Origin of the sequence: Streptomyces sp. SP18BB07 (assembly GCF_036322545.1) — a bacterium.
Lineage (GTDB): Bacteria > Actinomycetota > Actinomycetes > Streptomycetales > Streptomycetaceae > Streptomyces > Streptomyces deccanensis.
The window spans coordinates 112,162-124,472 of sequence record NZ_JAQYWT010000307.1; the positions used below are offsets into that span (position 1 = coordinate 112,162).

Below are 12,311 nucleotides of genomic sequence, written 5' to 3' on the forward strand. Positions count from 1 at the left end.
CCGAAGAACGGGGCGGAACAGCTAGGGCGGAACAGCTAGGGCGGAACGGCTACGGCACCGGTAATGGAGCGTGCTCTGCTACTTCACGCCTGTCGTTCGGTGAGCAGTGCTGGGCCGGGAAGCAGGTGCACGGCGTCCGGGCCCACGACTTGACCGCAGTGGGTGCACACGAGCTGCTCCCGAACGCTGCCTCCGCATCCCGCGTGGTTCGCGATCCGCGGAGGACCGGCCGGATCCGCGGCGTGCTCATCGCCCCAGTGCATCAGGCTGAGCACCGCGGTGAGCAAGGCCTGGGCCTTGTCCGTCGGCCGGTACTCATAGCGGGCGGGTCGCTCCTGGTAGCAGACCCGGTCCAGCAGGCCGTCGTCGACCAGCTTGGAAAGGCGGCTGGTGAGTACGTTGCGGGCGATGCCGAGGCTCTCCTGGAACTCCTCGAAACGGCGCAGGCCGAGCTGCGCGTCGCGAATGATCAGCAAGGTCCAACGCTCGCCCACGACTTCCAGGGTCCGGGCGATGGAGCACAGCTGACTGTCGTACATTCGGCCCAACATGCTGCGAATCTAGCACGTTGCGTCAAGCAACTGATGTATCCGAGGGGTCGGATCGCTCGCTCTTGAAGGGGCGGGGGGCGTGAACCAGCTCGACGACCGGCGGCGTGACGGCGTTCAGGCCGTCGCCTGCGCGGCGGCCGCCGTCACGGAGGCCGGGTCGGTGACTTCCAGCGCCACCGGGACGGCGTCGGGGTTCGTCACGGAGCGCGGGTCGCGCGCCGTGGCGTAGACCTTGCCGGCACCCCGCGCGTACAGCTCCTCCACCAGCGCCTTGTCGATGACCCGGCTGCCGCCGGTGACGAAGACGTGCGCGCGCTTCAGGGCGGTCATGACTACCTCCACGCACATCAGAAATCGACCGGTTTCCAACATCGTAAACCGATCAGTTTCCAACGTGCAAGTCAGCGGAGGGGGCAGTCGGATGACGTTGACGTCGGGGGTGCCGCTCCGCGTGGAGTAGCCGAGCCCGCTGCATGGTCGCCGTCACCCGTGTCGAACAGGCAACCGCTCCTCCGCTGTCCGCTGTCCGCGGTCAGGTCGGTGAACACCTTCCTGATGCTGGCCGGCCGTGCGAACAAGCGGCTCGTGTCCGAGGCCGTGGGTCGGCGCGTACTCACGCAGCGCGTCGTCGGCGTCGAACACGAGAAGCGTGTCGAGCTCGACCGTGTCCCTCGTGGGCGAGCCGGTCGCCGCCGGGCAGGGTGATCTCGAGCGGCGGCGCGGCACGCGTCGCCGGTGGCGCTGGCCCGGCCGGCTTGAGGGTCTGTGCCGCATCCCTTCGGAGGCGACGCGCGAGAGGCCGACGTCCGAGAGGCCGGCGGTCCCGGCCTGGGGGAAGCCGCTGTCCGCCTCCCGGAGTGCGTGGCCACCACAGGCGCCTAGCACCTAGGAAACCGATCGGTTTTCTTTTGCTTCACCTTGGGTTAATCTCGTGCTATGACCACCGAAGTGAAGCAAACTCCCAGGGAGCGGCTGCTGGAGGCGGCGGCCACACTCACCTATAGAGACGGCGTCGGAATCGGCGTCGAGGCGCTCTGCAAGGCGGCGGGAGTGTCCAAGCGCTCCATGTACCAACTGTTCGAGAGCAAGGACGAACTGCTCGCGGCGAGCCTGGAGCGGCGCACCTCCGCCTACGTGGCGGCGCTCCTGCCCGCGGCGGACGACGGCCGCTCGCCCCGGAAGCGAATCCTGCACGTCTTCGAGCAGTTGGAATCGCAGTCGGATGCGCCCGAGTTCTACGGGTGCCCCTATCTGGCCGCGCAGATCGAGCTCAAGGACCAGGGTCACCCCGCGAGCCAGGTTGCTCATGGGGTCAAGGAGAACCTGACCGCCTTCTTCCGTGCCGAGGCCGAGCACGGCGGGGCGAGCGATCCCGGCCTGGTGGCCCGGCAGCTCAGCCTGGTCTTCGACGGCGCCAGCGCCCGTGCGGGAATCGGGGCGGACAGGCTGTCGGGCCTCGTCGCGCCCACGGTGATCACCCTGCTCGACGCGGCAGCCGTGAACTGACGCGTCGCCCCGCGCCGGAGCGTCTCGGGTGCGTCGTCCGGTATCGAGGGGGGAGACCGCTCGCGCGCTGCTCGCAGCGGGCTTCGACGTGGTCGGCACAACACGCGGAGACGGCCACCCGGCACGAGGGTCGCCGCCCGCCGACCCACCTTGAACGACTGCCCCACCCCTGCCAGACACAGGACATTTGATGCCAGAGGGCAGTCCCATCCTGATCACCGGTGCCGCAGGCGAGATCGGTGGTGTGAGCCGGACGACGGTCGACATGCTGCTCGAACAGGCACCCCGTGCGCGCGTTCGTACGGAAGGACGACGAACGCGCCCACTCGCTCCGCCGGGCCGGGGCCGAGCTCTTCGTGGGTGACTTGCTCTTTATCGCCGACGTGACCGCCGCGCTGAAGGGCGTGCGGCGCATCGACTTCAGCGTGAGCCCGTCGCCGTACTGCACCGCTGTCAGTCTGATGGCCGCGGCGGCCCGCGCCCAGGGCGACATCGACATGTTCGTCAACTGTCCTACGCGCTGACCGGCTCGGAGCTGACGGCCGGGGAAGGTACGGCGGCCGCACCGATTAGCTGGAAACCCTGCTCGACCGCCCGCCGAAGACCGTGGGGTGGGCCCTGGAGAACCCCCCCGCGCATCCGAAAGCCGGCGGCTGTCTGAGTCGCTCGGTGGTCCAGAGCAGACCAATGACGGCCCACTGGTCGACTCGATGACGCCGGTGCGGAGCAGAGCTCGCCTCTTCCGGACGCCGACCTGCGTGATGTCTGCGGGCGAAGGACCCGAGCAGCTTGGTCGGGTCCTTCGCCCGGGCGGAGTGCGGCTCCTAGCCGGCGACGTACCGGGGGGCGACGCTCGCGGCGCTCCCCCCGGCAGGTCTCACGAAGTGAGGTCGGCCTCCTGTGCTGGGGCGGCCTGCGACTGGGCGGCGACGGGGTGGGGCAGCGGGACCTTCTGTGCGAGCTTGTCGCCCTCCACGTCGAGGTCTGGCAGGAGGCGGTCCAGCCAGGTGGGGAGCCACCAGGCTTTTTCGCGGGCCAGCGCCATGGTGGCCGGAATGAGTGTCATGCGGATGACGAAGGCGTCGATGAGGATGCCCACAGCGAGCGCGAACCCGGCCTGCTTGATCATGGGCTGGGCGTTGAAGACGAACCCGGCGAAGACGGAGACCATGATGGTGGCCGCCGCCACGACGACCGAGCCGGCGCGGGCGAAGCCGGTGACGGTGGCGTTCAGCGGGGTGGCGCCGTGGACGTGTGCTTCGCGCATGGAGGTGACCAGGAACATCTGGTAGTCCATGGCCAGCCCGTACAGGACACCGGTGATGATGATGGGCAGCAGGCTGACGACGGGCGCTGTGGCATCCAGCCCGATCAGGGCCTGCAGCCAGCCCCACTGGAAGACGGCCGTGGTGACGCCGAACGTGGCCGCGATGGTCAGCAGGAAGCCGAGAGTCGCCGTCACGGGCACCAGGACGGAGCGGAAGACCAGAAGCAGGATGATCAGGGAGAGCCCGAGAACGGTGGCCACGTAGAGGGGCAGGACATCGGCGAGCCGGTCGGAGACGTCGATGGCGAGGGCGGTGAAGCCGGTGACGCCGATCTTGGTGCCGGTGGTCTCGCTCATCCGCGCACTTTCGTCCCGTACGGCGGTGACGAGGTCTTTGGTGGCGTCGTCGTTGGGGCCGCTGCCGGGGACGAGTGTGAGGATGGCCGTGGTGCCGGCGTTGTTCATCCCGGCCAGAGACACGGAGGTCGCGCCCTTGACGTCCCTGAGATCGGCGGTGACCGCGGCGAGGGCCGCCGGAGTGAGCGGACGCCCCTCGGCGGTGGAGTCGACGGCGATCATGAGCGGGCCGTTGTAGCCGGGCCCGAAGGCGTCGCTGACCAGGTCGTAGCTCTGGCGCTGCGCGGTGTCGGAGTTGTAGCTGGCGCCTGAGGGCAGGCCCATCCTCATGTCGGCGGCGGGCACCGCCAGGATCACGGGGATCAGGAACGCGGCCGCGAGCGCCGGGTATTTGTGGCGGATCAGACGGGCTGCCCACTGGGTCGCCCGCGTGGGGGAGGGGCGCTCGGCGTCGGCCGCCCGCTCCGCCCGGCGCCGTGTGCGGGCGGGGCAGATGCGCTCCTTGACCAGTCCCAGCAGTGCCGGCAACAGGGTCAGGACGAGCAGGACGGTGATGGCGATCGTGGCGGCGGCGACGATCGCCATGGTGCTGAGCAGGGTGATCCCGACGACCAGGAGCCCCGTGAGGGCGATGATGACAGTGCTGCCGGCGAAGAAGACCGCGCTCCCGGCCGTGCCGATGGCGCGGCTGGTCGCTTCGTGCGCGTCCAAGCCGTCTTCGAGGATCAGCCGGCGTTCCCGGTTGACGATGAACAGGGCGTAGTCGATGCCGACGGCCAGTCCCAGCATCAGGGCGAGGACCGCGGCGAGCGAGTGGATCTCGAAGACGGTGGAGAGGGTGAAGGCTCCGCCTACGCCCACCGTGACGCCGACCAGGGCGATGACCAGGGGCAGGCCCGCCGCCACGACCGACCCCAGGGCGACCAGCAGAACGAAGGCCGCCACGACGACGCCGACGATCTCTCCGACGCCTACGACCTCCGGGATCTCCATCATCGACGCGGACGGCAGAACCTCCAGGCCGCCGCGGGCGGCTTGCCGCTCGGCGGCCTCGACGGTGCTGTCGATGGTCCCGGCGGGAAGCTCGTAGGTCTGCTCGTCGAACTGGAACTGCATCAGGGCTGCGGAGCCGTCGGCGGACACGACGATGCCGGGCACGGGTTGTCCGTCCACCTGCAACGGGACAGGTGTCCCGCCAGAGGACGGCTGTCCCGCGGCCTGGGCGACCGCCGCCTGCGCCGCCAGCAGCGGGCTCCTGTCGCCCTTCGCCGCTTCCTTCGCGAGGGCCTTTCGGATGTCGATGACGTGGTCGTGACGGTAGACGGCGTCCACCGCCGCCAGCAGAGCACCCTGGACCTTCTCGTCGCCGATCCGGGCACCGTCCGGCGCCTTGAAAACCAGCATGCCCTGCCCCCCGGACGCCTCCGGCAGGGACCTGGCCAGATCGTCGACGACCTGCTGGGACGGGGTGCCGTCAATGCGCACCTCATTGCTCAACTTGACCGGAACGGCCACCAGGAGCCCCACCACAGCGGCCATCACGGCCAACCAGCCCCCGATGACGTACCAGGGTTTGCGGTAGGCGAACCCTCCCAGCCGGTACAGCAGAACGGACACGGCTCTCTCCCCTCTTCAGGCGTTTTGTGTGGTGCGCCTCGCAGGCCGAGACGACACGAACTGAGAGGGTACTATCAATACGATAGGAGGCTATCAATTTGATAGGTTGCTATCGAGCAGCCCGAGGGCGGATAGGCTTCGTCGCAGAGCAGGAAGGAGCCGCAGATGGCCGGCATCAAGGGCGACCGGGCCCCGCGACGCAGAGTTGACGCACGCTCCACGATCGAGCGCATCACTGCGGCAGGGCGGACCGTCCTCGGCGCGGGCGAAGCCTCCCTGGAGCAGATCGCGGCCGAGGCCGGCGTGGGCATTGCCACGCTCTACCGCCACTTCCCCAACCGTGAGGCCATCGTCCGGGCCGTCCTCCACGACATTCTCGAAACCGACCTGCTCCCCCTGATCGACCGCGCCGCCGAGGACCCTCACCCCCGCCAGTCCCTCCAGGACATCGCCACGCGCCTGCTCGACCTGATCACGGAGGAGAAGGGGCTGGTCACCTTCGCGAGCAACTTCTCCGACGTCGCCGTGGACGCCATTCAGCGCTTCAGCGAGTCGTTGCACCCCTTGTTGCTTCGCGCGCAGCAACAGGGCGAGGTCCGCGACGACCTCACCGCGGAGGACATCCCGCGCTTTCTGGTCATGGCCGTCGCCGGGCTCGCGATCCCCGGGACCTCACCCTCGATGCGAGCCCGCTTCATTGCTCTGCTGTTCGACTCGCTGAACCCCGCCAACGCGACCCCCTTGCCCCCGCTGGAACCTGGAGAGGGCGACCTGCGCACCGCGGTCGGCAACATCGCACACACCTGACCCGAAGCACACCCGGCCGGACCAGCCGAGGCTGCCCGTGATGGAGAGAGGTGGGGTGCGACGACGTCCTCTCCGGCCGGGGTGCCGGCGTTTCCAGGCGTTCGGCGATGTGGGTGACGGCGAGGGGGCAAGCTCCTTGAGCCTTTTCATGCTCCTGCTCAGCCACTGTGGTCTGGAAGCGCTGATGTCGTCTTCGCGGGGTCCATGACGATCGGCGGATCGAGATCGGGGCCCGTAACCGGGAGTTGGCACCGACAACCCTCTCAAGGGGCTCCGGCGGAATGCGCCAGCAGTCAATGAGGAAGTGGATCCGGCCGCCGTTCCCAATCCGGCCCAGGTGCTTCGGCTGCATGTATTTCGCGGCTATGCGGCCACAAGCGTCGCGCCGCAAGCGCGACGCGGCCTGTTCCCGTCCCGCCTACATTCGTAAGCATGCTGCGTGCCCATGTGGAACGGCTCGACGTGGCACCCGACGGCCGAGTCTTCCGAAACCAGGCAGGCAACTACGTGGACGCCGCTGCCTACGGCATCACGTGGGCCCGGGCCCGGGAATGCGCCCTGCCCCCCTACCGAACGCACATCTCGCCTGGCCAAGCGACCCTACGATCTCCGGCACGCCGGCATCTCGTTCTGGCTCCACTCCGGAGTGGACCCGGCCGAATGCGCCCGCCGTGCCGGCCAGAGCATTGCCGAGAGGGGGGCACAACAGTGGAAGAAACTGGGAGTTGGTGCGCAAGGCGGAGTCGGTGCGGAGCGGGCCGTGTTGTTGACCAGCAGAAACGGTGCTCTGTGAGGCACCAGGTGGATCGCTGGCCCGGGGATGGTCCGGATCTTGGTCAGTCGTCCGCCGCTGAGGGCGAGGAGAACGGATGGCGGACGCCGATAGGTCACCGCGTGATGAGCCCTCAACGCGCGAGGAGTGTTCTCCCACCGCCGCCTATCAGGCCGATGTCCCGGGCCCTTGCGCGGGCTGTTACCTATGGGTGGGCTCGGCGTTGGAGTCACCCACCATGAAGTCGTCTACCGGGTAGCGCTGACCTGCGACTATGCACCCATTGATGTCGCTGACCTGTGTCGATGCTTGCTGGGCAGCGGCAACGGGGAGACCAGTGATCGAGGGCTGTTGGGGGCATGGTGAGTGTCAGGGAGCAGCATGCCGACTTTGCCGAGCTTCCCCGCTGTGGGGCCACCCCCGCAGGTGCGGGGAGCACGCTGGAGCGGTTGCGGGTCGAGGAGGGGACGCGGCTGTCGGCGCTGGTGGCGCATTCCAAGGCGGCGCTCAACGACGCGTACGCGGATCTGATGCGCAACAGCGCCCAGCGGATCGCGGCCGTCGAGGTGGATGAGGAGGCCTGTGATGGGCGGCCTGCCGTGGACCGGCGGGTGGCGTCGGCCGAGTTGGTGGCGCATGCGTGGCTGAGGGGCCGGAAGAAGACGATGCTGTCGTCGTTCGTCGCGGGCACGATTGACCAGCTGCTGTTCGCCGGGTTGAAGAGCCGGCATCTGGCGCTGCGGCATCTGGCGGTGGCGGGCAAGGTCGTGGTGATCGACGAGGCGCACGCCTACGACACGTACGTGAGTGCCTATCTGGACCGGGTGTTGTCGTGGCTGGGGGCGTACCGGGTGCCGGTGGTGGTGTTGTCGGCGACGCTGCCCGCCGCACGTCGGCGGCAGTTGGCCGAAGCCCACGCGGGCGCCGAAAGCCCAGCCGGTGCCGAGGAGTTCGAGGCGGTGGGGCGGACCGGTGGCTACTCGGGCAATCTCAACACCAGCCACAACCGGCTGAACACGCTCGCGCAGGCCTACTCCCAGCCGGGCACCGGCCTGGCCTGCGACTCGGGGCTCAGGGACGACATCCTCACCGGCCTTGACCATCCGTTCCGGTTGTGAGGGCTGGGACGTTTCCCGGTTGTGGGAGCGGAGGGGTGGATAGCGTGCCCAGGTCACTGTTCATGTGAGCGTGCACCACGTGCACAGGGGGGAAGTCACACATGCGGAGCATGCGCAGAGCACTGGGGCGGCTGTCCACGGCGTTACTGGCGGGAGCCCTGCTCGTCCTGGTCGGTACAGGAACCGCCCAGGCCACCACCACGGTCGAGATCCCGGCGGCCGCCGACGGCGGTATCTCCGCGACCGTCAAGTTCTACGGCGCCGTGGTGCCCCAGCCCTACAACCCGGATCCCACCGCCTACTTCGGCGACCGCAAGTGCCAGCTCATCTACCACGACTACGACCCGACGGCAGGCTGCGGCGGCTTCAAGCTGAGCGTCGAACTGCACAACGTACGCAACCAGCCCGGCTACATCGCGGGCCTGAGCAGCACCGGCGGCTACTTCCAGGCGTACGCCGACACGGCCCGCACGTTCGGCTGTCTGCGCGCGGACGGCACGTTCGACCACAGCACCAGTTTCGTGGTCCGTACCCAGCAGCAGCCCCTGTCGGCGACGTACTACGCGCCCGACAGCAACTACATCCTCTCCGCGCACCGGAACTACTCCGGCGAGTACGGGCCGCATTTCTACGTCAACTTCGCGCCCGTGCAGGTGAATTGCCCCGACGGCACGACACCCACCCAGTACGGCCTCAAGGTCACGAACGTCAGCGTCACCATCGACGACGCGAACGTCTTCGGCAACACGACCTGGAGTACGCCCGGGCCGTTCTACGCGTAACGGCACCCAGGACACATACGCGGACGAGGGCCCCGGCAGTGAGCCCGGGCCCTCGTTCCGTATGCGCCTCAGATTGTTCCTTATGGTCCGACCTCGAACGATGCCCTCCGACCAAAGAGGCACTTGACCAGGACGAAGGCCGTGGGGGAATGAGTCTGCTGCGCACGACTTCTTCGACTGCCTGACCGCGCGGGGACACGCTGTTCGAGCTGACTGACGCCCTGCTGTGCACCGACGGGCCGGTGACCACACCGGTGGACCTCACGGTGACGAGATCAACTCAGCGCGGTGGGTTGGAGGTTGCCGGCTTTTCTGCTGGAGACGGCCGAAGAAGCACCGATCGTGATCTTGCCATGAGCTTCGTGGCCACAACTCACACCACACATCCAGAGGGCCAGCCGCCCAGGTCTGGGTGAAGTCGTGCACCAGGTCCCACGCTCGTTCGATATGCAGGACAAAGTCACCCGCGAACGCGGCGACGTCGTCCATGATCGGAACTTCGACCCCGGTGCCCGAGGGCACGGTGCCGTCTGGCCATGAAGTGTGCTCCCCGCGCCCGCGGGGATGGTCCCGTCTGCGGGTTGATGACCTCGAAATCCTCAGCGCCGCCGTTCGGCACTCTGCCCACCAGAAGCCGAACGCGGTGACAACGCCCCTGCTTAGCTTGCCGCTGATGACAGGTAGCGCGCCGCATTGGTGACAACCACCATGCTTTGTCCTACTGAAGCCGCAGGTCAGCGGAGGCCGGTGGTGACAACTATCGTGCTTCGGCACAGCGGGTGAGCTGGAGCACCATAGGTGTCACAAAGGCAGGACGGTTGTCACTCGGGGTCGTCGACCGGCGTTTGCGGTCCACCGTGTCGATACGGAGATGCGCTCCCCCCACCTGCTCAGGTGCCGACGGTGGCGGCAAGGCCTCGACGGTGTGGCCACGCTCAAGGCGTGGCGCAGCCGAACCTGGTAGGGATGGCAAACGATGCCCCTCCCTGGTCCGCCTGACCGCCGCACCCGGTCTTCGGTGTCGACGACCATCGGCCGGTCCGGCTCTACCAGGCCGAGGCGCAAGGCCGACGCCTCGCCTCGAAGGAGCGGATGAACACGCGGTCTCGGTCGGCGGACGGCGAGTTCGCCACGCGGCTGACCGCCCGGCATGAGGCTCGGTGCGCCGCGATGCCGGCTGCCCCGCACGGTGAAGCCGTGCGGGGCAGCCGGTGAGTGAGGGAATGCGGTCAGGCCCAGGGGTTGACCGCCCTGAAGGAACTGTCGGCGCGGAAGGTGGCGTTGTCCTGGAAGGGGTCGATGCGCAGCTCGTAGTTGTAGTGGCGGAGATAGCGGCCGGGGTAGTTGTAGGACTCCAGGCTGACCGAGCCGGTGGCCGAGCCCGGCCGGGCGCAGTAGGTGGCGTCCTTGTGGAAGGTGGCCGTGCCGTTGCTCGCGTCGAACCGGATCCGGAAGTCCTTGTGGCGCAGGTAGCGGCCGGAGGAGTCGCGGAACGAGAAGCACGTGGAGTCGGCCAGTCCGGGGACGATGGTGAAAGTGGCGCTCTGCTTGACCGCCGTGGTGCTGGAGGAAGTCACCGGGTCGAGGTAGCCGAGGCTGTCGGAGCGGACGGCGGTGTAGCGTCCGGTGAAGTTGACCGACTGGAGCGAGCGGTTGGTGTGCGTCGGCAGGGTGGCGCCGACGGAGACCGGGTCGATGCTGCTCAGTGTGGGGACGACCTTCTTGATCAGGCCGTCGGCGTCGAACTCCAGCTTGTCGATGGTGGTTTCGCGGTGGGTGCCGTCTCCGCCGGGGATGGCGAAGCGGTGGTAGGCGATGTACCAGTCGTCGGTGTTCGGCACCTGAACCACGGAGTGGTGGCCGGGCCCCTTGATGCCCAGGTCGAGGCGCTTCTCCAGGATCACGCCTCGCTTGGTCCAGGGGCCGGTCGGGGAGGAGCCGGTGGCGTAGGCGACGCGGTAGTTCTCGTCACGTGTGTCGTTCTCCGACCACATGAAGTAGTAGGTGCCGTTGCGCTTGATGACGAAAGTGCCCTCGTTGTAGCCGCTGGGGGTGATGTCGGTGACCTTGGAGGCGTCGAAGGAGACCATGTCGTCGTTCAGAGGGACCACGTACGCCCTGGCGTTGCCCCAGTAGAGGTACCGCTTGCCGTCGTCGTCGGTGAAGACCGCCGGGTCGATCATCTGGCCGGTGTAGGCGCCACGGGCGATCAGCGGCTTGCCCAGGGGGTCCGTGAACGGGCCGGTGGGCGAGTCGGAGACCGCGACGCCGATGTTCGTGTCGGCCGAGTAATAGAAGTAGTACTTCCCGTTCTTCTCGGCCGTCGTCGGGGCCCAGGCCCGGGCGTCGGCCCAGCTGATGTCGGGTCCGAGGTCCAGGATGACGCCGTGGTCCGTCCAGTGGACCAGGTCCTTGGAGGAGTACGCCTTGAACTGCGTGCCGCTCCAGCCCGCGAAGCCGTCGGTGGTCGGGTACATGTAGAAGGTGTCGCCGAACCGGACGATGTTGGGGTCGGCGGTGAGCCCGGGAAGTACCGGGCTCTTCATTTCCAGTGCCTCGACCGTCCAGGTGCGCTTCTCGCCGTCCGGGCCGGTCACCTCGTACGTCACGGGCGCGCTGAAGTCGCGCGGAGTGCCGGAGGACGGGCTGATGGACGCGCCCTGGGCGATGGTGAACTGCGGGGCGAGCGTGGTGAGGTCGGTGCCCTCGGTCAGCGGGAGGGTGATTTTGCTGTTGGCGTCGTCGACGATCGCGTCGATCTTCAGCTTGGGGTGGGTGGCCGCGCCGATGCCCGTGGTGTTCCCGCTGACTGCGAGAACCTCACCGGGTGCCAGCGCGCGGTTGTAGACCCGGAAGTCGCGGATCTTGCCCTTGAAGAGCTTGTCGCTGGTGTAGACAGACTTGCCGATGTAGTTGGCCGTGGTGATGCCGGACCCGATGGAACCGGGGGTGAGGGTGACCGAGGTGTTGCGGGCCTTCTCGACGCCGTCCTCGTACAGGACGCCCGTGGTGCCGGTCTGGGTGTAGGTGACGTGTTTCCAGACCGAGCGCTGCAGCGCGGCGGAGGTCCGGGTGTTCTGCTCGGTGGACGAGTTCCCGGAGGCGATCGCGGTCCTGAACGAGTTGCCGGTGGTGAACAGGTACCCGTTGCCGGTGCCGCTGCTCGCGGTGTTGCCGAAGCCGTAGATGAAGTACGGCGTGGCCTGGGTGGCGTCGATCTGCACGTCCATCGAGACGGTGATCGAGTTCATGCCGCTCATGATGTTGTCCGGCACCTTGATATAGGTGCTGGACCCGTTGAACGTGAGTCCCTCCCCGTTGCCCGACCAGCTTGCGGTGCCGTTGACGGTGCCGTTGCGGCCGTTGCCGGAGGCGTCCGCCGCCACGGTGCCCGAGGTGGCGTCGAGTTTGTACCAGAGAGCCAGGCCGTCGGTGATCTCCGCCGCCTGGGCGGGGGCCGCCGGGCCGACGACGCCGGCCATGAGCGTGGCGGCGGCCACGGCGGCCAGAGCGCCCTGCCTGATTCTTTGGCGG

6 protein-coding genes and 3 pseudogenes are annotated in these 12,311 nt (G+C 68.0%); 5 read left to right on the plus strand and 4 right to left on the minus strand.

The genetic code is table 11. The annotated features are described in order from the left end of the window. Window positions 1-83: 83 nt before the first annotated feature. Together PUR53_RS19945 and PUR53_RS19950 are read right to left on the minus strand one after the other, a co-directional pair. The gene (locus PUR53_RS19945; RefSeq protein ID WP_329897423.1) at window positions 84-551 is read right to left on the minus strand and encodes a winged helix-turn-helix transcriptional regulator; all 468 of its coding nucleotides are present in this window, start codon (window positions 549-551) and stop codon (window positions 84-86) included. Window positions 552-674: 123 nt separating this feature from the next. Next, window positions 675-881, minus strand: a pseudogene (locus tag PUR53_RS19950) (short-chain dehydrogenase); the annotation flags it as partial. A gap of 606 nt (window positions 882-1,487) precedes the next feature. Here PUR53_RS19950 and PUR53_RS19955 point away from each other — a divergent pair. Together PUR53_RS19955 and PUR53_RS19960 are read left to right on the plus strand one after the other, a co-directional pair. Further along, complete coding sequence (locus tag PUR53_RS19955; RefSeq protein WP_329909121.1) at window positions 1,488-2,057, plus strand: TetR/AcrR family transcriptional regulator; 570 nt, start codon at window positions 1,488-1,490, stop codon at window positions 2,055-2,057. A gap of 287 nt (window positions 2,058-2,344) precedes the next feature. Continuing rightward, complete coding sequence (locus PUR53_RS19960; RefSeq protein ID WP_329897421.1) at window positions 2,345-2,581, plus strand: hypothetical protein; 237 nt, start codon at window positions 2,345-2,347, stop codon at window positions 2,579-2,581. A 353-nt stretch (window positions 2,582-2,934) separates the two neighbouring features. On the opposite strand, the gene PUR53_RS19965 is transcribed toward PUR53_RS19960, so the two are convergent. Continuing rightward, window positions 2,935-5,298, minus strand: coding sequence for an MMPL family transporter (locus tag PUR53_RS19965; RefSeq protein ID WP_329909122.1), 2,364 nt, complete (start codon window positions 5,296-5,298; stop codon window positions 2,935-2,937). A gap of 165 nt (window positions 5,299-5,463) precedes the next feature. Between PUR53_RS19965 and PUR53_RS19970 the strand changes: the two genes are divergently transcribed. From PUR53_RS19970 to PUR53_RS19980, 3 genes and pseudogenes are all read left to right on the plus strand, one after another. Continuing rightward, window positions 5,464-6,105, plus strand: a complete 642-nt coding sequence (locus tag PUR53_RS19970) for a TetR/AcrR family transcriptional regulator (protein WP_329909124.1) — start codon at window positions 5,464-5,466, stop codon at window positions 6,103-6,105. A 1,212-nt stretch (window positions 6,106-7,317) separates the two neighbouring features. After that, window positions 7,318-7,857 (plus strand): annotated as a pseudogene (locus PUR53_RS19975) (CRISPR-associated helicase/endonuclease Cas3); the annotation flags it as partial. A 248-nt stretch (window positions 7,858-8,105) separates the two neighbouring features. Continuing rightward, window positions 8,106-8,777: a hypothetical protein gene (locus PUR53_RS19980; RefSeq protein ID WP_329897418.1), complete on the plus strand. Its 672-nt coding sequence runs from the start codon at window positions 8,106-8,108 to the stop codon at window positions 8,775-8,777. A 1,229-nt stretch (window positions 8,778-10,006) separates the two neighbouring features. Here PUR53_RS19980 and PUR53_RS19985 read toward each other — a convergent pair. Next, window positions 10,007-12,292 (minus strand): annotated as a pseudogene (locus PUR53_RS19985) (family 43 glycosylhydrolase); the annotation flags it as partial. Window positions 12,293-12,311 lie beyond the last annotated feature (19 nt).

Bases quoted from the DNA above. Each gene is read 5' to 3' on its own strand.
- PUR53_RS19945 (WP_329897423.1), bottom strand. From the start codon at position 551: ATGTTGGGCCGAATGTACGACAGTCAGCTGTGCTCCATCGCCCGGACC.
- PUR53_RS19955 (WP_329909121.1), top strand. From the start codon at position 1,488: ATGACCACCGAAGTGAAGCAAACTCCCAGGGAGCGGCTGCTGGAGGCG.
- PUR53_RS19980 (WP_329897418.1), top strand. From the start codon at position 8,106: ATGCGCAGAGCACTGGGGCGGCTGTCCACGGCGTTACTGGCGGGAGCC.
- PUR53_RS19970 (WP_329909124.1), top strand. From the start codon at position 5,464: ATGGCCGGCATCAAGGGCGACCGGGCCCCGCGACGCAGAGTTGACGCA.